The 22,859-nt window shown below is 69.6% G+C and carries 20 protein-coding genes; 14 read left to right on the forward strand and 6 right to left on the reverse strand.

Annotation, left to right across the window (positions count from 1 at the left end; all coding sequences use genetic code 11):
- Window positions 1-255 precede the first annotated feature (255 nt).
- The 3 genes from mpl to ASC98_RS24115 are packed head-to-tail and all read right to left on the reverse strand — an operon-like array spanning window position 256 to window position 3,881.
- Window positions 256-1,608 (reverse strand): UDP-N-acetylmuramate:L-alanyl-gamma-D-glutamyl-meso-diaminopimelate ligase, encoded by a 1,353-nt coding sequence (gene mpl, locus ASC98_RS24105; protein WP_056816796.1) that lies wholly within the window; start codon window positions 1,606-1,608, stop codon window positions 256-258.
- Between the two features lie 43 nt (window positions 1,609-1,651).
- The gene (hemL, locus tag ASC98_RS24110) at window positions 1,652-2,950 is read right to left on the reverse strand and encodes a glutamate-1-semialdehyde 2,1-aminomutase (RefSeq protein WP_056816798.1); all 1,299 of its coding nucleotides are present in this window, start codon (window positions 2,948-2,950) and stop codon (window positions 1,652-1,654) included.
- The gene (locus tag ASC98_RS24115; RefSeq protein ID WP_056816801.1) at window positions 2,940-3,881 is read right to left on the reverse strand and encodes a bifunctional hydroxymethylpyrimidine kinase/phosphomethylpyrimidine kinase; all 942 of its coding nucleotides are present in this window, start codon (window positions 3,879-3,881) and stop codon (window positions 2,940-2,942) included. The genes hemL and ASC98_RS24115 overlap by 11 nt, the downstream gene beginning before the upstream one ends.
- 191 nt (window positions 3,882-4,072) lie before the next feature.
- Here ASC98_RS24115 and ASC98_RS29820 point away from each other — a divergent pair, with 191 nt between their 5' ends.
- From ASC98_RS29820 to ASC98_RS24145, 7 genes are all read left to right on the forward strand, one after another.
- Entirely contained in the window at window positions 4,073-4,225 is a 153-nt protein-coding gene (locus ASC98_RS29820) for a rubredoxin (protein WP_073463028.1), read from the forward strand.
- A 72-nt stretch (window positions 4,226-4,297) separates the two neighbouring features.
- Window positions 4,298-4,690, forward strand: coding sequence for a PleD family two-component system response regulator (locus tag ASC98_RS24120; RefSeq protein WP_056816804.1), 393 nt, complete (start codon window positions 4,298-4,300; stop codon window positions 4,688-4,690).
- Between the two features lie 45 nt (window positions 4,691-4,735).
- Window positions 4,736-5,101, forward strand: a complete 366-nt coding sequence (locus ASC98_RS24125) for a response regulator transcription factor (protein WP_047509914.1) — start codon at window positions 4,736-4,738, stop codon at window positions 5,099-5,101.
- Between the two features lie 62 nt (window positions 5,102-5,163).
- The gene (locus ASC98_RS24130) at window positions 5,164-5,682 is read left to right on the forward strand and encodes a chemotaxis protein CheW (RefSeq protein ID WP_056816806.1); all 519 of its coding nucleotides are present in this window, start codon (window positions 5,164-5,166) and stop codon (window positions 5,680-5,682) included.
- Window positions 5,683-5,741: 59 nt separating this feature from the next.
- Window positions 5,742-8,039, forward strand: coding sequence for a methyl-accepting chemotaxis protein (locus ASC98_RS24135; RefSeq protein ID WP_056816811.1), 2,298 nt, complete (start codon window positions 5,742-5,744; stop codon window positions 8,037-8,039).
- Between the two features lie 97 nt (window positions 8,040-8,136).
- Window positions 8,137-14,739, forward strand: a complete 6,603-nt coding sequence (locus ASC98_RS24140; protein WP_235581377.1) for an Hpt domain-containing protein — start codon at window positions 8,137-8,139, stop codon at window positions 14,737-14,739.
- Window positions 14,740-14,772: 33 nt separating this feature from the next.
- Entirely contained in the window at window positions 14,773-15,798 is a 1,026-nt protein-coding gene (locus ASC98_RS24145; protein ID WP_056816817.1) for a GGDEF domain-containing protein, read from the forward strand.
- A 24-nt stretch (window positions 15,799-15,822) separates the two neighbouring features.
- Here ASC98_RS24145 and ASC98_RS24150 read toward each other — a convergent pair whose 3' ends face one another.
- Window positions 15,823-16,053: a hypothetical protein gene (locus ASC98_RS24150; protein ID WP_056816821.1), complete on the reverse strand. Its 231-nt coding sequence runs from the start codon at window positions 16,051-16,053 to the stop codon at window positions 15,823-15,825.
- Window positions 16,050-16,238, reverse strand: coding sequence for a hypothetical protein (locus ASC98_RS30825; RefSeq protein ID WP_157598235.1), 189 nt, complete (start codon window positions 16,236-16,238; stop codon window positions 16,050-16,052). The genes ASC98_RS24150 and ASC98_RS30825 overlap by 4 nt, the downstream gene beginning before the upstream one ends.
- A gap of 283 nt (window positions 16,239-16,521) precedes the next feature.
- Between ASC98_RS30825 and ASC98_RS24155 the strand changes: the two genes are divergently transcribed.
- The 3 genes from ASC98_RS24155 (at window position 16,522) to ASC98_RS24165 (ending at window position 19,252) form a co-directional block, all read left to right on the forward strand.
- Entirely contained in the window at window positions 16,522-17,076 is a 555-nt protein-coding gene (locus tag ASC98_RS24155; protein ID WP_056816823.1) for a glycine zipper 2TM domain-containing protein, read from the forward strand.
- A 91-nt stretch (window positions 17,077-17,167) separates the two neighbouring features.
- Entirely contained in the window at window positions 17,168-17,536 is a 369-nt protein-coding gene (locus ASC98_RS24160) for a hypothetical protein (RefSeq protein ID WP_056816825.1), read from the forward strand.
- A 15-nt stretch (window positions 17,537-17,551) separates the two neighbouring features.
- Window positions 17,552-19,252 carry a hypothetical protein gene (locus ASC98_RS24165; protein ID WP_056816828.1) on the forward strand — a complete coding sequence of 567 codons (1,701 nt, stop codon included), beginning with the start codon at window positions 17,552-17,554 and terminating at the stop codon, window positions 19,250-19,252.
- A 14-nt stretch (window positions 19,253-19,266) separates the two neighbouring features.
- Here the strand turns inward: ASC98_RS24165 and ASC98_RS24170 are convergent, their stop codons facing one another.
- Window positions 19,267-19,896, reverse strand: coding sequence for a cysteine hydrolase family protein (locus tag ASC98_RS24170; protein ID WP_056816830.1), 630 nt, complete (start codon window positions 19,894-19,896; stop codon window positions 19,267-19,269).
- 109 nt (window positions 19,897-20,005) lie between these two features.
- On the opposite strand from ASC98_RS24170, the gene ASC98_RS24175 reads away from it, so the two are divergent.
- The 4 genes from ASC98_RS24175 (at window position 20,006) to ASC98_RS24190 (ending at window position 22,851) form a co-directional block, all read left to right on the forward strand.
- Window positions 20,006-20,983, forward strand: coding sequence for a GlxA family transcriptional regulator (locus tag ASC98_RS24175; RefSeq protein ID WP_056816833.1), 978 nt, complete (start codon window positions 20,006-20,008; stop codon window positions 20,981-20,983).
- Between the two features lie 124 nt (window positions 20,984-21,107).
- A complete protein-coding gene (locus ASC98_RS24180; RefSeq protein WP_056816836.1) occupies window positions 21,108-21,569 on the forward strand; it encodes a glycine zipper 2TM domain-containing protein in 462 nt (153 codons plus the stop codon).
- 84 nt (window positions 21,570-21,653) lie between these two features.
- Window positions 21,654-22,457, forward strand: a complete 804-nt coding sequence (locus ASC98_RS24185; RefSeq protein ID WP_056816839.1) for a DUF72 domain-containing protein — start codon at window positions 21,654-21,656, stop codon at window positions 22,455-22,457.
- Window positions 22,458-22,590: 133 nt separating this feature from the next.
- The gene (locus tag ASC98_RS24190; RefSeq protein WP_056816843.1) at window positions 22,591-22,851 is read left to right on the forward strand and encodes a hypothetical protein; all 261 of its coding nucleotides are present in this window, start codon (window positions 22,591-22,593) and stop codon (window positions 22,849-22,851) included.
- The last annotated feature ends 8 nt before the right edge of the window (window positions 22,852-22,859 follow it).

The following is a 22,859-nucleotide window of genomic DNA, read 5'->3' on the forward strand; positions in this document are numbered from 1 at the left end:
GGGGAGCGCCAATCAGGGGGGAGCGCCAATCAGGACGGGGCGCCGGAGCTGTGCAGTTTGATGGCCCCGCGCGCAGCGCGTTCGTCAACTGACTGTCGCCGACTGTTTGACCACAGCGAGCGCAGCGAGCGGAGGGAGTTTCGGCGACGGGCCATCCAACTGCGCAGCGGAGGGGAGTCAGCATCCCGCCAGGGATGATGACCGCCCCGTCCGGCGCGCCCCACACCCCCCGCCCGCGCCTTTGCTCGCGCAGAACTAACCCGCGAGCGCCGCCAGCAGCTTGTCGTGCACCCCGCCGAACCCGCCGTTGCTCATGCACAGCACATGGTCGCCGGGCTTCGCGGCCCGGCGCACCGCGGTCACCAGCGCGTCGATGGTGTCGCACACGATGGCCTTGTCGCCCATCGGCGCCAGCGCCTCGCGCGCATCCCAGCCCAGGTTGCCCTGGTAGCAGAACGACAGGTCGGCCTCCTCGAGCGACCACGGCAGCTGGGCCTTCATCGTGCCGAGCTTCATCGTGTTCGAACGCGGCTCCAGCACCGCGAGGATGCGGTCGAGCCCGACCTTGCGGCGCAGCCCGTTGACCGTGGTGCGGATCGCCGTCGGGTGGTGCGCGAAATCGTCGTAGACCTTCACGCCGCCGGCCTCGCCGCGCAGTTCCATGCGCCGGCGCACGTTCTGGAAACTCGCGAGCGCCTTCGCGGCAACCTCCGGCGCGACGCCCACATGCTCGGCGGCAGCAATCGCCGCCAGCGCATTCAACTGGTTGTGCTCGCCGAGCAGCGGCCATTCGACATGCGCGATCTTCAGGCTGCCGCGCAGCACGTCGAACACATGCGGCTCGCCACGCGCGCGCAACGCCCCCGGCGTTTCCTTGCGGGCGCCGAAGCGCACCACCTCGCTCCAGCAGCCGCGCGCCAGCACCCGCTGCAGCGACTCCTCGCGCGCATTGACGACCAGCCGCCCGGCCGCCGGCACCGTGCGCACCAGGTGGTGGAACTGGGTCTCGATCGCCCCCAGGTCCGGGAAGATGTCGGCGTGGTCGAACTCGAGGTTGTTCAGCACCGCGGTGCGCGGCCGGTAGTGCACGAACTTGCTGCGCTTGTCGAAGAACGCGGTGTCGTATTCGTCGGCCTCGATCACGAAGCTCCTGCCTTCGCCCAACCTGGCAGACACCCCGAAGTTCTGCGGCACCCCACCCACCAGGAAGCCCGGCTTCAGCCCGGCCTGCTCCAGCACCCAGGCCAGCATCGAGGTGGTGCTGGTCTTGCCGTGCGTGCCGGCCACGGCCAGCACATGGCGGCCCTGCAGCACGTTCTCGGCCAGCCATTGCGGCCCGCTGGTATACGGCAGGCCGGCATCGAGGATGGCCTCCATCAGCTCGTTGCCGCGCGAGACCACGTTGCCGACGACGAACAGGTCGGGTGCGAGCTTCAGCTGGTCGGCGCCCCAGCCTTCGATCAGCTCGATGCCGAGTGCGCGCAGCTGGTCGCTCATCGGCGGGTAGACGCCGGCGTCGCAGCCGGTGACCCGGTGGCCGCCCTCGCGCGCGAGCGCGGCGATGCCGCCCATGAAAGTGCCGCAGATGCCGAGGATGTGGATGTGCATGGAGGGCGTCGGGAAGACGGGCAGCGGTGGCTGCCCTGCAGGTTCAGCGGAGCACGGATCGTGCCGCGGCCAGCGTCTCGGCAATGTCGTCGGCCGTGTGCGCGGCACTGACGAAGCCGGCTTCGTACAGCGCCGGGGCAATGTACACGCCGTGGTCCAGCAGGCCGTGGAAGAAGCGGTTGAAGCGCTCCTTGTCGGTGGCCATCACGGTGGCGTAGTTCTGCGGCAGCGCGTCGGCAAGGAAGAAGCCGAACATGCCGCCTTCGCAGTCGGTCGACCACGGCACGCCGTTGTCGCGCGCGACCGCGGCGAGACCGTCGACCAGGCTGCGGGTGCGCGCCGACAGCGCCTCGAAGAAGCCGGGGCGCTGGATCTCGCGCAGCGTTGCCAGCCCACAGGCGGTGGCCACCGGGTTGCCCGACAGCGTGCCGGCCTGGTAGACCGAACCGAGCGGCGCGAGCTGCTCCATCACCGCGCGCTTGCCGCCGAAGGCCGCCAGCGGCATGCCGCCGCCGATCACCTTGCCGAACACGCTGAGGTCGGGCTCGAAGCCCGGCAGTGCGCGCGCGTACAGGCCTTGCGCGCCATGCAGGCCGACGCGGAAGCCGGTCATCACCTCGTCGAAGACCAGCAGCGCGCCATGCTGCGTGCACAGCTCGCGCAGCCGCTTCATGAACGGCAGCTGCGTGCGCACGAAGTTCATGTTGCCGGCGATCGGCTCGATCATCACGCAGGCGATGTCGGCGCCGTGCAGGCTGAAGGCCTCTTCGAGCTGCGCCAGGTGGTTGTATTCGAGCACCATCGTGTGCTGCACCACCTCGGCCGGCACGCCGGCGCTGGTCGGGTTGCCGAAGGTGGCGAGGCCCGAGCCGGCCTTCACCAGCAGCGCATCGGCATGGCCGTGGTAGCAGCCTTCGAACTTGACGATGCGGTTGCGCCCGGTGGCGCCGCGCGCGAGGCGGATCGCGCTCATCGCGGCCTCGGTGCCGGAGCTGACCAGGCGGACCTGCTCGACGCTCGGCACCAGCTTCAGGATCTCTTCGGCGAGCTCGATCTCGCGCTCGGTGGGGGCGCCGAACGAGAAGCCGTCGAGCGCGGCCTTCTGCACCGCCTCGAGCACCGCCGGGTGGCCGTGGCCGAGGATCATCGGGCCCCACGAGCCGATGTAGTCGATGTAGCGCCTGCCTTCGGCATCGAACATGTAAGCGCCTTGCGCGCGCGCGATGAAGCGCGGCGTGCCGCCGACCGCCTTGAACGCCCGCACCGGCGAATTGACGCCGCCGGGGATCACGCGGCGGGCGCGTTCGAACAGGGCTTCGTTGCTCTTCTGGTCAGTGGACATGTCGCGGGTCTTTCGGGGCCTCGTCGTCGTTGGCGGCACCCTCGGTGCCCGTCGTGCCTTCTTCACCTTCTTCCTCGCCGGGCGGCAGCGCCCAGAAGAAGCGGTCGGGGATCACGTTGCCCATGCCGGGGCGGAAACCGGCATCGAGCGCCTGGTCGAGGAAGGCGAGCGATTCGCCGACCGCCGCATGCAGCTCGCTGCCGGCGGCCAGCAACGCCGCCAGCGCCGACGACAGCGTGTCGCCTGCGCCGACGAAGCTGACCTCGAAGCGCTCGAACTTCTCGCCGGTGATCGCGCCCTGCGGCGAGGCCAGCACGTTGTCCATGAACTGGTCGGGCAGCGGCACGCTGGTGACCAGCACGAAGCGCGTGCCGTGCTGTGCCGCAGCCACCGCCAGCTCGCGTGGCGAGGCCGGCCGCTCGCTGCTCCATTCGGGCAGCAGGAAATCGGTCAGCGTCTGGTGGGCGCCGACCAGCACCTCGGTCTGCGGCAGCACCAGTTCGCGGAACGCGTCGAGGTAGGCCTGCTGGTCGTCTTCCTCGAGCCACGACAGGTTCGGCATGTAGGCCACCAGCGGCACCTCGGGGTAGTCGGACAGCACCTCGGCCACCGCGCTGACGCCCTCGGCGGACCCGAGGAAACCGACCTTCCACGCGGCGATGCTGACATCCTCGAGGATGCTGCGCGCCTGCTCGACGACGACGTCCGCGTCGATCGCGCTGTGGTCGAACACCTCGGCGGTGTCGCGCAGCACGATCGACGTGACGACCGGCAGCGCATGCGCGCCCATCGCCGCGATCGTCGCGACATCGCCGGCCAGGCCGCCGGCGCCGCTCGGGTCGCTCGCGTTGAAGGTCATCACGCAGGCAGGGGCGGGCGCTTCCTGGTTCGGGTCGGCCTGGGGGTCCGCGGAGGGGGCGTCTGGGGTCATTGGAAGTCCGTCGGGAAAGGTGAAGACGAGCCGCGGGTGCCGGCACTGACTTCTAGAAAAATGTGAGGAATGTGGCGTAGGTGCCTAGAAATCAATGTATTTTTGTCAATCTGCGTCGCTACAATCTTTTCTCATTGTAGTGATGCGACAAAAACAAAGTGAGCAATGACCTCAGCGGTACCCGAACCTGGATGTGCCTGATCTGCGGCTGGATATACGACGAAGCGGCAGGAGATCCCGAACACGGTATTGCACCGGGCACCGCATGGGAAGCAGTTCCCATGAACTGGACCTGCCCGGAATGCGGCGCGCGCAAGGAAGATTTCGAAATGGTCCAGATCTGATGGTCGCTGGGGCTCTTACATGGCGTGCCGGGCAAGTGCCGCGGCCGCTTTCAGTCATTGAGGGGATTCTCGGTGAGCAATGAAGCCATCGCAGGCATCAAGGTGCTGGTGATCGACGACAGCAACACGATTCGCCGCAGCGCGGAGATCTTCCTGAAGCAGGGCGGCCATACCGTGCTGCTCGCGGAGGACGGTTTCGACGCGCTGTCCAAGGTCAACGATCACTCGCCCGACCTGATTTTCTGCGACATCCTGATGCCGCGCCTGGACGGGTACCAGACCTGCGCGATCATCAAGCGCAACGCCAGATTCGCCGACGTGCCGGTGATCATGCTGTCCTCCAAGGACGGCCTGTTCGACAAGGCACGCGGCCGGATGGTCGGCTCGGAGGACTACCTCACGAAGCCGTTCACCAAAGACCAGTTGTTGCAAGCCGTGGCACAGCACCGGCCGGCCCGCGTCTAACGCGGCCTTCCGTGCTGCCCTGCAAAGAGTTGAAGGAGTAAGACGATGGCGATTCAGAAGATTCTGTTGGTCGACGATTCGAAGACCGAACTGCACTACCTGTCGGAGCTGCTGACCAAGCGCGGCTACGCGGTGCGAACTGCCGAGAACGGCGAAGACGCGATGCGCCGGCTGGGCGAAGAGAAGCCCGACCTGATCCTGATGGACGTCGTGATGCCGGGGCAGAACGGCTTCCAGCTGACCCGTGCGATCACGCGCGACCCGCGCTTCACCGACGTGCCGGTGATCATGTGCACCAGCAAGAACCAGGAAACCGACAAGGTGTGGGGCATGCGCCAGGGCGCTCGCGACTACATCGTCAAGCCCGTCGACGCCGACGAGCTGGTGTCCAAGATCCGCGCGTTCGACTGAACGCCATCGGACCCGTTTCCATCACCTCACCGTCACACGTCGCCCCGCAGGCAGAGAACTGAATGGCCAACAAGGAAGCATTGCGCGAGCTGCAAAGTCGCCTGGCCGAAAGGCTGCAGGCGGCGCGTACGCAAGAGCGCGGCAGCGCCTGGCTGGCCGTCGAGTGCGGCAGTCACGGGTTCCTGTTCCCGCTGCAGGAAGCCGGCGAAATTTTCCCGTTCGCGCCGGCGATGCCGGTGCCGTACACGAGCCGCTGGTTCATGGGCGTGGCCAACCTGCGCGGCCGGCTGCACGGGGTCGTCGACCTGGCAGGCTTCCTGGGCGTGCGCGGCAACGAGCCGGTGCGCGAGCAGTCCTGGTTCGTCGCGTTCAACACCGAACTGAACATCAACTGCGCGGTGCTGGTGGACCGGCTCGCCGGCCTGCGCAACCTGACGCAGCTGAAGCCCGAACCCGACGACGGGCAGGCCAAGCCGGCCTTCGTCGGCACGCATTACCGCGACGAAGGCAACCGCCTCTGGCGCGAACTGAACCTGGCACAGCTGGCCACCGAGGCCGCTTTCCTGAAGATCGCAGGCTGAGGCGCACCCCGCGCCGGCCCTCCTGACTGCATTACCCAAGACGACGCAACGAGGCACCTATGAGCTTCCTGAACAAAATCAAAGGCAAGGGCAAAGGCCGTGACGACGCATATGGCGCCGACGGTGCCGTTGCGCTGGACGACGTGGCCGGCCTCGACCTGCACGACGATGGGCGGCCTGACGGCGGCGCCAACACGGTGAACCTCGACTCGTCGATCATCTCGGAGGCCGCGCCGTCCGAGATCGCAGACTTCTCCGAAACCCGGCTGCCCAGCGGCGACAACGCCGCGCTGATGTCGGGCACCGGCGTGCCGCTGATCGGCAACCGGCCGGTCGGGCAGCAGCAGCGTCTGCTGGGTGCCATGGTGCTGATCGGCCTGGTCGGCCTGGTCGGCATGACGATCAGCTCGCTGAACCAGGCCAACAAGGGCGCCGCCCAGGTGGGTTACTCCGGTCAGGCGCTGATGCAGTCGCAGCGTCTGGCGAAGTCGGTGTCGCAGGCCTTGATCGGCAGCGCGCAGGCCTTCCCGGAAGTGAAGGAAAGTACCGAGGTGCTGGCGCGCAACGTGCGCGGCCTGGCGAAGGGCGATGCGAACGTCGATGCGGCGCCGGGCGTCGTGCAGGACACGCTGGAACCGCTGCTGCCGCTGGTCGACCGCGCCGAGAAGAACGCGAACACCGTGCTGCAACAGCAGAAGATCCTGACGCAGGTCGGCCAGGCGCTTCGCGCGATCAACCGCCAGTCGTCGGACCTGCTGGAAATCGCCGAGACGGTGTCGTCGCTGAAGCTGCAGCAGGAAGCCTCGCCGGCCGAGCTGTCGGCCGTCGGCCAGCTCGTGATGCTGACCCAGCGCATCGGCAAGTCGGCCAACGAATTCCTGACGATGGAAGGCGTGAGCCCCGAGGCCGTGTTCCTGCTGGGCAAGGACCTGAACTCGTTCCGCGAAATCGCCGACGGCCTGTCGAACGGCAATGCCGAACTGCGCCTGCCGGGCACCAAGGATCCGCAGACCAAGGAGCGCCTGACCGCGCTGCTGAAGCAATACGAAGAGACGCGCACCCAGGCCAGCTCGATTCTGGGCAACCTGCAGGGCCTGGTGTCGGCCCGTGAAGCGCAGTCCGCGATCATTGGCGACAGCGAACCGCTGCGCAAGGGCCTCGAAACGGTGCAGGACCGCCTGTCCACCGTCACCGGCTTCAACGTCGTGAACCTGGGCCTGCTGGTGCTGTCGGCCGTCGTGCTGGCCCTCGGCGGCGCGGGCTTCCTGCAGCTGTATGTGCGAGACCAGGCGCAACGTGCCGCGCTCGCCGAGAACCAGCGACTCGAAGCCGAACGCCAGGAACAGGAAGCCAAGCGCGTCAACGACGCGAACCAGGCGGCCATTCTGCGGCTGATGAACGAATTGCAGACGGTTGCTGAAGGCGACCTGACGCAGCAGGCCACCGTGACGGAAGACATCACGGGCGCCATCGCCGACTCGGTGAACTACACGGTGGAAGAGCTGCGCACGCTGGTGTCGCAGGTGCAGGGCACGGTGGGTCGGGTGACCGAAACGACGCAGCAGGTGGAAGCCACGTCGACCGAACTGCTGGCCGCCTCCGACGAGCAGCTGCGCGAGATTCGCGAAACCGGCGAGTCGGTGCTGCAGATGGCAGGCCGAATCAACGACGTGTCGAGCCAGGCGCAGCAGACGGCCCAGGTGGCGCGTCAATCGCTGCAGGCTGCCGAGACCGGCCTGACTGCGGTGCAGAACACCATCGGCGGCATGAACTCGATCCGCGACCAGATCCAGGAAACCTCCAAGCGGATCAAGCGGCTGGGCGAGTCGTCGCAGGAGATTGGCGAAATCACCGAACTGATTTCGGACATTACCGAACAGACCAACGTGCTGGCACTGAACGCCGCCATCCAGGCCGCATCGGCCGGTGAAGCGGGCCGGGGCTTCTCGGTGGTTGCGGAAGAAGTGCAGCGGCTGGCAGAACGCTCCGGCGACGCCACGCGGCAGATCGCGGCCCTGGTGAAGACCATTCAGACCGACACCCAGGATGCTGCGGCGGCCATGGAGCGCTCGACGCAGGGCGTGGTCGAAGGAACCCGACTGTCCGACGCGGCAGGTAACGCACTGGGCGACATCGACCGCGTGTCGCGCCAGCTTGCCGACCTGATTGCGCACATTTCGAGCCAGGCATCGCGAGAAGCCGAATCGGCCAACGTGGTGGCAGCGAACATCCAGCACATTTTCGCGGTGACCGAGCAGACCGGTGAAGGTACCCGTTCGACCGCACAGATGGTGCGCGAACTGTCCCGCACGGCCGAGGAACTGAAGCAATCGGTTGCACGGTTCAAGATCGGTTGAGCTAGTGTGTCGCCTGCGGCCCTGATCGGGCCGCAGCCCTTCACCCCACACAGGCAGATGGATTGCCACCGCCCCCAACGCGACGATGAGCGACACCATGAGTGAGACCACAGACGACCTCAGCGCGCTCGCGTGGGTTCACGAAGAACTGCGCAAGTCCCTGGACACGGCCCACAAGGCGCTGCGCCGCTATGTGAAGGAAGCCGAGGCGAACAGCGGCTCCGACGTCGACTCCGTCGATCCGTCGGTGCTGCGCACCGCACGGCAACAGATCCACCAGGGCGTCGGTGCGCTCGAACTGGTCGGCCTGCCGGCCGTCGCACGCCTGCTGGCCGCCAGCGAGGCGGCGGTGCTGCGCTTCGTCGCGAAGCCGCAGAAGCTCACGTCGGCCGAGGTCGACACCATCGAGCGCGCATCGTTCGCGCTGCTCGACTACCTGCAGCGCCTGCTGGCCGACAAGCCGGTGTCGCCGCTCGCGCTGTTCCCGCAGTACCAGGCCGTGCAGACGCTGGCCGGTGCCGAACGCGTGCACCCCGCCGACCTGTGGAACATCGACTGGCGCTGGCGCGAGCTGCCCACCGACACCACGGTGAAGCCGCGCGCCCCCGATTCGATCGCCCGCGGGCTGATGGAACGCCAGCTGCTGCTGATCATGCGCGGCGAGCCGATGCCGGCGGTGCAGCGCATGAGCGACATCTGCGCCGGCCTCGGCGCGCAGGCGTCCGACCTGACCCATTCCACGCTGTGGAAGCTCGCCGCCGCCTTCTTCGAAGGCCAGGCCAACGGCCTGCTGAAGGGCGACGTGCACACCAAGCGCGTGGCCTCGCGGCTGCTCGCGCAACTGCGCACGCTCGAACGCGGCCAGCCCGACGTCTCCGAGCGCCTCGCGCAGGACCTGCTGTTCTTCTGCGCGCAAAGCACCTCGCCCGGCGACGGCCGCAAGACACCGCGCCTGGCCGCCGTCCGCGTGGCCTACGGCCTCGCGCAGCACCTGCCGGTCGACTACGACACCAGTCGCCTCGGTCGCTTCGACCCGGCGCTGATCCTGCAGGCGCGCAAGCGCGTCGCGACCGCCAAGGACGCCTGGTCGTCGGTGGCCGGCGGCGAAATGCACCGCATGAGCGGGCTGGCCGAGCAGTTCTCGCTGGTCGGCGATTCGGTCAAGCGCCTGTACCCGAGCGGCGAGCTGCTGGCCGACGAGATCCAGCAGGCCGTCGTGCAGACGCAGCAGGCCAACGCCGCCCCCGAAGCCGCGCTCGCGATGGAAGTCGCGACCAGCGTGCTGTACCTCGAAGCCTCGCTCGAGGATGCCGATTTCGACCACCCCGAGCAGGCCGCCCGCGTGCGCCGGCTCGCGCAGCGCATCGCCTCGGTGCGCGCCGGCAACACCCCCGACCCGCTCGAAGCGTGGATGGAGGAGCTGTACCGCCGCGTCTCCGACCGCCAGACCATGGGCAGCGTCGTGCAGGAACTGCGCGCCTCGCTGTCCGAGGCCGAGAAGTCGATCGACCAGTTCTTCCGCAACCCGACGCAGCGCGAGCTGCTGATGCCGGTGCCGAACCAGCTGTCCGCGATGCGCGGCGTGCTGTCGGTGCTGGGCATGGACCAGGCGTCGCATGCGGTGCTGCGCATGCGCGAAGACGTCGACGGCATGATCACGACCGAGGTCGACCCGCAGCAGGTCGTCCAGTCGGGCACCTTCGATCGCCTCGCCGGCAACCTGGGGGCGCTCGGCTTCCTGATCGACATGCTCAGCGTGCAGCCGCAGATGGCGAAGTCGCTGTTCGTGTTCGATGCCAAGTCCGGCACGCTGAGCCCGCTGATGGGCCGCAGCGCCGCGGCGCGCCAGGCGTCCAACCTCGCGCTGGCGCAGGCGCAGGCGCCGACACCGGTCGAGCCGCGCCTGATCGAGCAGGCCCAGTCGCTGTCGCTGACCGCCGCGAGCGACCACGTGCCGCTCGACGAAGTCACGCGCGACCTCGACCGCCTGTCGCACGAAGCGCAGGCCGCCGCCCAGCCCGAGCTGGTCGCCGCGGTCGAGCACGCGAAGGACGCGATCGCGCATTCGCACAACACCGAAGAGGTGGCGGCCGCGCGCGAACAGCTGTCCGAAGCGCTGTCCGATTTCGTCCACACCGCCACCGACCCGGTGCTCGACATGCCCGAAGCCGCGCCGGCCAAGGTGCAGCCGGCCCTGTCGGCCGCGCCGGCCGGCACGGCCACCGACCTCGGCGACGATCCCGAGATGCGCGAGATCTTCCTCGAGGAAGCGCGCGAGGTGATCGAGACCGCCGGGACGGCGTTGAAGAGCCTGGCGCATGCCAGTGCCGACGTCGAACAGCAGACCACCGTGCGCCGCGCGTTCCACACGCTGAAGGGCAGCTCGCGCATGGTCGGGCTGAAGGATTTCGGCGATGCCGCGTGGGCCTGCGAGCAGGTCTACAACACCTGGCTGGCCGGCCAGAAGGCCGCCGATCCGACGCTGCTGAATTTCTCCAACGAAGCGCTCGCCTACTTTGCGAAGTGGGTCGACGCGATCGCCGCGCAGAACGTCTCCGGTTTCCATGCCGCGACGGTGAAGACCGCCGCCGATGCCCTCGGGCGCGGCGACCCGGTGCCGCCGATCAAGGTCGGTGCCGCCTCGCCGGTGTCGCTGATGTCGCTGTCGTTCGGCGACGGCGCAGCTGCCAAGCCGGCCGCCGCGACGCCGGTGGTCACCGCGCCGGTGTCGAAGCCGGCGCCGCTGTCGGCGCTGCCGCCGGTGGCCGCACGTCCGGTGGCGCCGCCACCGGTCGCTGCCGCCCCGGTGGTGCCGGCGCCCGCCGCCCCTGTGGCATCCACGCCGTTGCCGCTGGCCGACCTGTCGTTCGACCTCGACCTGGGCGCGTTCGACGAAGCCCCGGCCGCGCCCATCGTCGCGCCGGCCGCCGAGCTGCCCGGGTTCGACCTGCCGAGCTTCGACCTGCCCGACACCTCGATGCTCGACCAGCTCGGCGCATCCGCGCCGGTCGATGCGGCGCTGGAGCCGATGCCGGTCGCCGACAGCGTCGAGCCGCAACTGCTGTCCGCCGAATCGGTCGAGCTGATCGAGCTCGACCTGGGCGACGATTTCTTCGGCAGCGAGCCGGCCGTCGAAGCCGCACCGCTGGTGTCCGAACTTTCGCCGACGCCCGCCGTGGCGGCGGCCGCCGAGCCGGTCGACGCGTCCGCGGCAGCGCCGCTGTCCGACGATGACCAGGTCAAGATCGTCGGCCCGCTGCGCATCGGCATCCCGCTGTTCAACATCTACCTGAACGAAGCCGACGAGCTGTCGCGCCGCCTGACGACCGAGGTCGCCGAATGGGCGATGGAACTGCACCGCCCGGTCGGCGAAATGCCGATCGCGCTCGCGCATTCGCTGGCCGGCAGTTCGGCCACCGTCGGATTCAGCGAGCTGTCGCACCTGTCGCGGCTGCTCGAGCACGCGCTGATGCGTTCGCAGGCGATCGGCGTCGGCACGACCGACGAAGGCCGCTTGTTCGTCGATTCGGCCGAAGAAGTGCGCCGCCTGCTGCACCAGTTCGCCGCCGGCTTCCTGAAGCCTGCCGCGCCGGAGCTGCTGGAGCGCCTGGCCGAGCACGAGATCAGCTCGGCCCGCCGCCTCGAGGCCGCCAATGCGGCGGCCGACGCGGCACAGCCGTCGATCGACGACATCCCGGCGCCGCAGCCGGAAGCGGGCTTCGACGAGATCGATGTGTCGTTCGACGACCTCGAGCCGCTGGCCGAAGTCGCCGAGCCGGCGCCCGAGATCGCGCTCAGCGAGCCGATGCTGCTGGCGCCCGAGCTGCCGGCCGTCGCCGAGGTGATCGATCCCGAAGCGCTGGCGGCCGCGGCCGCAGGCTCGTTCGGCAGCAACGACACCAACTTCGCCGGCCTCGGCCTGCCCGAGCTGAAGGCGTTCTCGCCGCTGGCCGCCGAGCCGCAGCGCTCGACGCCGGTGCGCGTCGACGTCGACGACGAGGTTGACGACGATGACGACGACATCGACGCGATCGATGCGGTCGATGCCGAGCTGTTCCCGATCTTCGAGGAAGAGGGCGAGGAGCTGATCCCCGAGCTGGCGACCAAGCTGCGCGAATGGTCGCGCCGCCCGACCGACAACGCGGCCGCCGCGGCCTGCATGCGCACGCTGCACACGCTGAAGGGCGGTGCCCGCCTGGCCGGCGCGATGCGGCTGGGTGAAATGGCCCACCGGCTCGAAACCCGCATCGAGCACCTGCTGCAGCAGGCGACGCCGGCGACCACGCAGGACGTCGAGGCGCTGCAAGGCCGGGCCGACGGCCTGGCCCACACCTTCGAGATACTGCGTTCGCGCGACGCCCAGGCGTATGCCGAAGCGGCCGCGGCGCCGGTCGCCCCGCCGCCCGCACCGGTGGCCCGTCCGCCGGTCGCACCGCCGGTGGCGCTCGCGCCGATGACGATCGCACCGCCGGTGGTGGCGCCAGTCGTCACCGCACCGCCCGTGGCGGCCCCGGTCGCTGCACCGGTGGCCCCGCCGGTGGTGGCGGCTACCCCGGTCGCCGAAGCCGCACCGTTCATCGAGCCGCTGGCACCGACGACACCGGCCGCCCCGCCGTTGGTCCCGGCGCCGGTCCAGGCCGCTGCGCCGGTGGCGGCTCCGGTGGCTGCGCCCGTCGCGGCCCCGATCGCCGCGCCGGTGACCCCGCCGCCTGCCGCCCCGCAAGTGCTGACCCCGGCACGCGTTGCCGCCCAGTCGAACACCGCCGGTGGCGACATCGACTGGTCGCGCTTTGCCGCCAACCCGGCGGCGGTGGCCGTCGCGGTCGAACAGGCGATCTCGCCGACGCACTCTGCAGTGCGCGTGCGCGGGCCGCTGCTCGAGCGCCTGGTCAACCAGGCCGGCGAGGTGAGCATCACGCGCTCGCGGATCGAGGCCGAGGTCGGCAACATCCGCGGCTCGCTGTCCGACCTGACGGACAACCTGGAACGCCTGCGCGGCCAGCTGCGCGACATCGAGCTGCAGGCCGAGACGCAGATGAGCTCGCGGCTGGAGCAGGCCAAGGCGCAGGCCCAGTCCTTCGACCCGCTGGAGTTCGACCGCTTCACGCGCTTCCAGGAACTGACGCGGATGATGGCCGAGTCGGTGAACGACGTGGCCACCGTGCAGCGCACGCTGCACCGCACGCTGGAAACCACCGAAGACGAACTGGCAGCCCAGGCCCGCCTGACGCGCGACCTGCAGGACGACCTGCTGCGCACCAGGATGGTCGAGTTCGAAAGCGCCTCCGACCGCCTGTACCGCGTGGTGCGCCAGGCGGCGAAGGAAACCGGCAAGCAGGTGCGCCTGGACATCGTCGGCGGCTCGATCGAAATCGACCGCGGCGTGCTGGACCGCATGACGCCGGCCTTCGAGCACCTGTTGCGCAACTGCGTGACGCACGGCATCGAGCGTCCCGAGGTCCGCACCGGCATCGGCAAGGAAGCGGCCGGCAGCATCGTCGTGTCGCTGCACCAGGAAGGCAACGAAGTCGGCGTCGAATTCCGCGACGACGGCGCCGGCCTGAACCTGATGCGCATCCGCGACAAGGGCGAGGCGATGGGCCTGATCAAGCCCGGCGAATCGCACAGCGATGCCGAGCTGGCCAACCTGATCTTCACGCCGGGCTTCTCGACCGCCGACCAGGTGACCGAGCTGGCCGGCCGCGGGGTCGGCATGGACGTGGTCCGCTCCGAAGTGAACGCGATGGGCGGCCGGATCGAAACCGCGACCTCGGTCGGCCAGGGCACCAGCTTCAAGCTGCTGCTGCCGCTGACGACGGCGGTGACGCAGGTCGTGATGCTGCGCTGCGGCAACACCGTGGTGGCCGTGCCGGCCACGCTGATCGAGATCGTGCGCCGCGCCAAGCTCGACGAGCTGGAGCACGCCTACGCCAGCGGCACCTTCACGGTCGGCGACCGTTCGCTGCTGTTCTTCTGGCTCGGCGCGCTGCTGCAGCAGACGGCCATCAGCCAGGAAGTGACCCGCATGCGGCCGGTGGTGGTGGTGCGCAGCGCGCAGCAGCGCATCGCGCTGCACGTCGACGAAGTGCTGGGCAACCAGGAAGTGGTCGTGAAGAACCTCGGGCCGCAGCTGTCGCGCCTGCCGGGTCTCGCGGGCATGACGCTGCTGGCTTCCGGTGCGGTCGCGCTGATCTACAACCCGGTGGCGCTGGCCACGCTGTATGGCGATGCGGCCCGTGCCGCGACGCTGGCGGCACGCCAGGCGCCGACGCAGGCGCAGATCATCGAGGCAGCGGCGGCCGCCGAAGCGCCGCAGCGCCTGGCGCCGCTGGTGCTGGTGGTCGACGATTCGCTGACGGTGCGCCGCGTCACGCAGCGCCTGCTGGTGCGCGAAGGCTACCGCGTGCAGCTCGCCAAGGACGGCATCGACGCGCTGGAGCGGCTGGCCGAAGACCTGCCGCAGGTGGTGCTGAGCGACATCGAGATGCCGCGCATGGACGGCTTCGACCTGGTGCGCAACATCCGTGGCGATGCGCGCCTGCGCGACCTGCCGGTGATCATGATCACCTCGCGGATCGCGCAGAAGCACCGCGACTACGCGGCCGAGCTGGGGGTCGACCACTACCTGGGCAAGCCGTATTCCGAAGAAGACCTGCTGGCTTTGATCGGGCGCTACACGGCCGATGTCACGTTGGCGTAATCTGGCGACCATGCGCTCACACGAGAACATCCGATGTCCGAGCTGGTCGACCACCTCGCCGAGCTGACCGGTTTCCGCGACCGCGACATTCTCGACGTGACCCTGGTGGGCGCACTGCGCGACCTGCTGCGCCCCCTGTCGGTGGCGATCTACCGCAGCGTCGGCGACCAGGGGCAGGAGCGCTGGCTGACACGGGCCCACCTGGGCCAGCACGATGCCGTGGCGCGGGCCGACCCGGTGTGGGCCGATGTCGACAGCCTGCCCGAGATCGACGCCTTCCCGGCGCGGCTGCAGGCGATGAACGGGCAGACGGTGCAGGCGGTGCCCGGCACGCCGAACCTGACCATCTTCGCGGTCAGCACCGACCGCGAGGTCGTCGGGGTGCTCGAAGTCGAGACCGAGGCGCCGATGAGCGACGAATCGCAGCGGCTGGTCTGCAGCATCCTGCGCATCTACCGCAACTTCGAAGGCCTGCTCGACTACAGCGAGCGCGACACGCTGACCGGCCTGCTGAACCGCAAGACCTTCGACGAGAGCTTCCTGAAGGCGACCAACACGCCGGCGCTGGTGTCGCATGCCGACACGCGGCGCGCGCCGCCGTCATCGCACCAGCACTACTGGCTCGGCGTGATCGACATCGACCACTTCAAGTCGGTCAACGACAACTACGGCCACCTGATCGGCGACGAAGTGCTGCTGCTGCTGTCGCGGCTGATGCGCAGCAGCTTCCGCTTCCACGACCGGCTGTACCGCTTCGGCGGCGAGGAGTTCGTCGTGCTGATGCGCTGCGCGCGCGAGGAAGACACCGCGATGGCACTGGAGCGCATGCGGCAGAACACCGAGGCCTATGCGTTCCCGCAGGTCGGGCGCATCACGATCAGCATCGGTTTCACCGAGGTCAAGCCGGGCGACACCCCGAGCGGCGCGTTCGAGCGGGCCGACAAGGCGGTGTACTACGCGAAGGGCCATGGCCGCAACCAGGTGCGCAGCCATGCGGCGCTGGTGGCCAGCGGCGCGCTCGAAGACGACTCCATCATCGGGGACGTCGAGCTGTTCTAGCCCGGCGGCCCTGGCCCGGTCGCCCTAGCTGGGTGAATCGTCCGGAGTCACGGCCCGCGCGGCCTGCTCGGGCGTCTGCCCGGGCGCTTGCCCGAAGGGCTGCACATGCCGCTGCTCGGCACTGCGCACCACGCTCGAGACGACGCTGCAGAACGAGACCAGGAAGACCATCGACAAGGCCAGCGCCGCCAGGATCAGCGCGTTCTCGGTCCGCCACCTGGCCGGCAGGCGGTTCCAGAGCAACACGGCGCTCATGATTTGAAGGGCAGGGCGTCGGGCCAGTGACGGGCCTGCAGCGCCGGGTGCGCGGCTTCGTAGCCGAGGTCGTCCGGCAAGCCGGGAGGCTGCAGGTCGGACGGCTCTGCCACCGCTGCGTGCGGACGCGGTTCGCCCAAGGCCCATCGCCGCACGTCTTCCATCCAGTCTGCATCGCTTGCCATCGTCACTGCTCCTCGGCGAGCGCTCCCACGGAGTGGGGGAGCATGGCGAGATCGTCGCGTGCAGTCTGGCCTGCAGCCATCGGCCGAGGCTGCGAATCGACGTAGGAGCGTGCCTACAGTCGCAACATCTTCTCACCGTCCTCGCGCGCGTCGGCGTTGCCCTACAGCCGCGGACGCAGGCTTCCTGCGCCGGGATGCGGCACGCGGCGACAGCTTCCCGCTCGCCACGGCGCGACCATCACGCCGCATCAACCGGCCGGTGCCGGCAACGAAAGGAAGCAGCATGAACGCGAAGAGCTGGTACACCCCTGGCGTGGTCGTGAGCGCGCTGTGCGCTGCGATGGTCGTCACCGCCTGCGGTCCGCAGAACGGCGAACCGGTGGCCGCGGCCCCGGCGCCCGCCCCGTCCACGACACCCGCGCCGGCACCGGTGCAGGCCGTGCCGGCGCCCGCACCGACCTACCGCGCTGCCGCCCCCGCGCCGGCACCGGCACCGGTGCGCAGCGACCGCCTCGGCCAGGTCAGCAGCATCGAGCCGATCACCGCAACCTCGAAGCCGAGCGGCGTCGGTGCCGTCGCCGGCGGCGTGCTCGGCGGCGTGCTGGGCCACCAGGTCGGCAACGGCACCGGCCGCGACGTCGCGACCGTGGCCGGCGCCGTCGGCGGAGCGGTCGTCGGCCACAAGATCGAGAAGAACCGTTCGGAGAAGGTGGTCGGCTACCGCGTGCACGTGACGCTCGACAACGGCGAGCAGCGCACCTTCGAGCAGACCGGCAGCACCGGGCTGCAGGTCGGCGACCGCGTGCGCGTCGACGGCAACCAGATCCGCCGCGCCTGAGCCGGGCATCCCCGCCCCCGCCGGCGCTGCACGCGCCGGCGTGCTTACACTGCGCGATGGCCGCCGCGGCGCGGCCTTCAGGAGTCCGCCCGTGGCCATCAGCTGGATCAGCGCGCTCAAGGTCATTCCCTGGGGAGACGTGATCGAGGCTGCGCCAGGCCTCGTCAAGGGTGCGCGCAAGGTGTTCAGCCGCACCCAGGCCGAACCTGCGGCGTCGCAGCCGTCGGCGGGCGAGCCGGCCGAATCGCCGTCGCAACGCATCGAGCGGCTCGAAACCGCCGTGGCCCGCATGGGCGAGCAGCAGCAGGCCGCCGCGGCGCTGCTCGAATCGCTGGCCGAGCACAACGCGAAGGTCGTCGAAGCGATCGAGGTGCTGCGCCTGCGCAGCAAGCTGCTGATCGGCGCGTGTGCCGTGCTGTTGCTGGCCGTTGCCGCGCTGGCGGCGCAGGTGCTGCGCTGACGGCCGGAGACGTCCATGGGCAGTTCCGACGTCGACGCCATCGCCACCTCGGTGGACGCCGAGGCCTCCGCCTCGCAGCCGGTGCGCCACCTGCGCCAGATCCTGTTGTGGCCGCTGCGGCTGATTCCGCCCGAAGGGGCTGCGGCCCGCCATGCCAGGCCATGGGAGCTGCTGCGCGACCTGCCCGGTTCGCCGTGGCGCGAAGAGGTCGACGAGTACACCGGCGACGCGACCCGCTTCCACGAGCGCCACTACAACGAGTTCGTCAGTTTCCTGCCCTACGTGCAGCGCTTCCTGTACGGCGAGGGCCGCGCGCGGCGCGGCAGCGTGCACGGCGACGGCGCCTCGCCGATGCGGGTGTTCCGCCGCCACGACGTGAAGGCAGTGCGCGTGGTGCCGCGTCCCGGCGACGCGCCGCTGACGCTGGAAGTCGTGCACGCCGACCTGTACTTCTTCTACGACATCGACATCGTGATGCTGAACCTCGAGGTCGGCATCAGCGACCTGAGCCTCGCGCAGGCGCAGGACCTGCTGTACCGCTTCGGCCGCGGCTACCCGGCGGGCTGGGACGCCGAAGGCACGCCGCTGCACGGCATGCACGGCGTCGAATGGCTGGGCGCCGACGGCCAGGTGCTGGCACGTTCCGACTCCGGCCAGCGCGAGGCCTTCCTCGCGCACGTCGCCGAGCACCGCGCGCCGCGCATCGCGTCGCACTGGGCCTTCATGCTGCAGCCGCTGGTCAGCGACCATTCGGGCGAGCCCGGGCTGCTGCGTTATCGCCAGATCGAATACCACCGCATGCCGGTGATGGGCTTCATCGCGGTCGACGAGCCGGCGCGGCTGACGCGCGGCGACTTCATCCGCCTCGGCCTGGTGATCGGCGGCAGCGAGGCCGAGACCGCGTTGCCGTACCTCGAATCGACGCTGCAGGGCCGCGCCACCGACTTCGAACAGCGCTTCTGCTACGACCGCTTCTGGATCGACGCCGGCATGGCGCCGCGCACCCGCTACCTGTGCAGCGGGCATTCGCTGATCGTCGTCGGCGATGCGCGCTCCACCTTCTACAACTGCCGCGACCGCGGCGTGCTGGCGCAGTTCCGCCACCAGCACTTCCTGCTGTTCCTGATCGCGCACTTCCAGAAGGCGGCGCTGCTGATGTTCTCCGACACGCTGGTCGAGGCGCTGAAGCAGCTCGACATCGGCCAGCCTTCCAGCGTACGGCGCTTCAAGCGGGCGATCCGCGCGAGCTTCGAATCCTTCCTGCGCTTCACGCACCGCTACTGGTTCCATTCGGTGTCCGACCAGGCGCAGGTGCGCGCGCTGTTCCAGATGTGCTCGACGCACCTCGGGCTCGACGCCCTCTATGCCGAGGTCAAGGAGCGCATCGCCGACATGAACGGCTACCTCGATGCCGACAGCCTGCGCCGCCAGGCCAACACCGTCGTGCGGCTGACGGTGGTCACGATCCTCGGGCTGATCGGCACCGTCACGACCGGCTTCCTCGGCATGAACCTGCTGGCCGAGGCCGATGCGCCTGTCTCGCGCAAGCTGTGGCTGTTCGGCATCGTGTTCGTCGCGACGACGGTGCTGACGTTCTACACGATGGCCAAGTCGAAGGGGCTGTCGGATTTCCTCGACGCGCTGTCCGACGAGCGGCTGTCGGCCTGGACCAAGTTCAAGGCGCTGCTGGCGGTGTGGCGGCGGCCGGTCGACTGAGCCGGCCCCTTCGCTCAGGTCGCGAGCGCCCGCGCGTTCGACGCCGGGATGTTGTCGCGCGCGATCGCCCGGCCGGCCTGCACCGCGCCGATCCAGTCGTCGGTGCCGGTCACCGCGGCGAAGCGGCTGTGGAACACCACGCTGAACACCCGGTGGATCTCTTCGGCGCTGGCCCGGCCGGCCGCATTCGCATAGGGCAGCGCGCCGCTCGCGTCCGACAGCAGCTCCACCGCGAAGCCGCGGTGCGTGGCCTCGAACACCGTCGACGCATTGCAGTTGTGCGTCATGTAGCCGGCGATGGTCAGCGTGTCGATGCCGCGCTGCGCCAGCCACTGCGCGAAGCCGGTGTCGGTGAAGACGCTCGGCCAGTGCTTCTCGACCCAGTGATCGCGCGGCCGGCCGGCCACCACCTCGTGCAGCGCCCAGCCGTCGGAGCCGGCGGCGAACAGCGGCGCGCCCGCGGCCTCGGTGTGCTGCACGACGACCACCGGAATGCCGGCCGCACGCGCCGCATCCATCGCGCGGCCGACCTGCGCGAGGCTTTGCGCGACCGGCGGGTGCTCGATGCGCAGCTTGCCGTTGACGTATTCGTTCTGGACGTCGATCACGACAAGCGCGCGGCGGGGGGTGGTGGTGGAGGTCATCGATTCTTCCTTCGGGGCAACGGCACCGTGCCGTCGATGGAGCACATTCTTTCGCCGCGGCGTGCGATGCGACAGTGGCCCGAAACACCTCTTTCGATAAGATCGGGCCATGTCGTCCCGAACCGCGCCCGAGCCGGTCCACCGCGTAGCGGTGGTCGCGTTCGACGGCATCAGCCCCTTCCACCTGTCGGTGCCCTGCATGGTGTTCGGCCCCGACATGGCCGGCCCCGGCATGCCGCCGTTCCGCCTGCAGGTCTGCGCGAGCGAGGCCGGCCCGCTGCGCACCACGGCCGGCTTCACGATCGCCGCGACGCACCGCTTGACCGCGCTCGCGCAGGCGCAGACGGTGATCGTGCCGTCGTGGCGCGACACCGCCGAGCCGGTGCCGCCGGTCCTGCTGCAGGCGCTGCGCCGCGCGCATGCCCGCGGCGCGCGCATCGTCGGCCTGTGCGTCGGCGCCTTCGTGCTCGCCGAGGCCGGCCTGCTCGACGGCCGGCCGGCGACCACGCACTGGCACCTGGCGGGCGAGTTCGCGCGCCGCTTCCCGCAGGTCGACGTGAAGGCCGACGTGCTGTACGTCGACGACGGCGATGTGCTGACCTCGGCCGGCACGGCCGCCGGCATCGACTGCTGCCTGCACCTGCTGCGCGGCATCGCCGGAGCCGACGTGGCGGCGCGCGTGGCGCGCCGCATGGTGGTCGCGCCGCACCGGCAGGGCGGGCAGGCGCAGTACGTCGAGCAACCGCTGCCGCGCAGCGGCGCCGACGAGCGGCTGGCCGCGGTGATGGGCTGGGCGCTCGCGCGGCTCGACGAAGCCCACAGCCTCGACGCGCTGGCCGCGCGCGCGGCGATGAGCCGGCGCAGCTTCACGCGGCACTTCCGCCAGGCCACCGGCACGACGGTGCTGCAGTGGCTGCAGAACCAGCGCCTCGCACGCGCGCAGCGCTTGCTGGAGACCAGCACGAAGCCGATCGAGGCGGTGGCCGCCGAAGCCGGCTTCGGCTCGGCGCTGTCGCTGCGCCAGCTGTTCGCGACCCGCCTCGCGACCTCCCCGTCGCAGTACCGCAAAGCCTTCCGCGCCGGCTGAGCCTGTCGGGCAACGACTACAGGCGGTTCGCCGCTGGACCGACCAGCCGCTGTCCTGTTGGCCGATTCGCGTCGCGGCGGGTCGCGCGGACGATGCAGTCGACGTTCCACCAAAGGAGTCGACGATGAACGCTCGTTCCCTGCCCACACTCGCTTCCGTTGCGTTGGCCGCCACGCTGGTGGCTTGTGGATCCGCGCCGCGCGAAGAACGCCGCCCGGTGGCCGACGCGCCGATCGCCGCGCCGGTGTACGGCGAATACGGCCGCGTGCGCGACATCGAACTGGTGTCCACCGGCAGCGGCCACACCTCCGGCGGCGGCGCGGTGCTGGGGGCCGTGCTCGGCGCGGTCGTCGGCAACCAGATCGGCTCCGGCACCGGCCGTGTCGCGGCCACCGGGGTCGGCGCGGTGGCCGGCGGCGTCGTCGGCAACCAGATCGAGCGGCGCAACCGCCGCGACGACGAGGTCTACCGGGTCAGCGTGCGCTTCGACAACGGCAGCGTGCAGAGCTACGACTTCCAGCGCATCGACGACCTGCGCGTCGGCGACCGCGTGAAGTGGGAAGGCGGACAGCTCCACCGCGTGTAGGCGCGCACGGCAAGCGGCGGGTCTGGCGCCAGCCGGCGTTTGAGGCCATCATCGCGCTTCCCTTTTTTCCGGGAGCACGTGCGCATGGCGACAGACAAGCTCATCCGCGTCGGGATCGGTGGCTGGACCTTCGAACCCTGGCGCGACAACTTCTTCCCGGCCGGCTGGCCGCAGGCGCGCGAGCTCGAGTACGCGAGCCGCCAGGTGACCGCGATCGAGGTCAACGGTACCTACTACAGCACGATGAAGCCGGCCACGTTCGCGAAGTGGCACGACGAGACGCCCGACGGTTTCATGTTCTCGCTGAAGGCCTCGCGCTTCTGCACCAACCGGCGCGTGCTGGCCGAAGCCGGCGATTCGATCCAGCGCTTCATCGGCAGCGGCCTGTCTGAACTGCGCGCCAAGCTCGGGCCGGTGGTCTGGCAGTTCGCGCCGACCAAGCGCTTCGATGCGGCGGATTTCGAGGCCTTCCTGGAACTGCTGCCGGCCAACGTCGACGGCCGCCCGCTGCGTCACGTGATGGACGTGCGGCACGACAGCTTCCGCAGCCCGGAGTACCTCGCGCTGGCACGCCGACACCGGGTCGCGACGGTGTTCACGCATTCCGCCGACTACCCGTCCTTCGCCGACCTGACCGGCGATTTCCTGTACGCCCGGCTGATGTCGGCCCGCGCCGAGGTGCCCACCGGCTACGAGCCGGCGGCCCTCGACGCGATCGCCGGCTGCGCCCGCTGCTGGGCGGCCGGCGACGAGCCCGGCGGCCTGCCGCGCGTCGAACCGGCACCGCCGGCCACCGGCACGCCCCGCGACGTGTTCATCTTCTTCATCAACGGCGCCAAGGAACGCGCGCCGGCCGGTGCAATGTCACTGATCGAACGACTCGGCTGACGGCCGCGGGCCGCAAATCCACAGTTTCTCGACGATCGTTCGCTACAACTGCCGTTGGGGCCGGTACGGATGGATGAACTCTCTCGCCGGTGTCCCGTGCCTTGTCATGTGATCCCCAGCGAGTGCAGCGTCCTTGAACACCCCGCAGTACCGGTTCGGCGAGAACGAGGTCGATCCGGCGACCCGCCAGTTGACTCATGCCGGCCGCCGCCTGCATGCCGAGCCGAAAGTCTTCGACGTGTTGATGCTGCTGCTGCGCCAGAAGAACGGCGATGTCGAAAAGCGCGAGCGGCTGTTCCTGATCACGCCTCGCATCATCCAGTCGGCTGCGGAAGGCCTGCCGGTCGTTCAACCGGTCGTTCAACAAGCCGTTCAACCGACCGTCTCCCGCTGAGGTTCGCG

This window comes from Rhizobacter sp. Root1238, from assembly GCF_001425825.1.
GTDB lineage: Bacteria > Pseudomonadota > Gammaproteobacteria > Burkholderiales > Burkholderiaceae_C > Rhizobacter.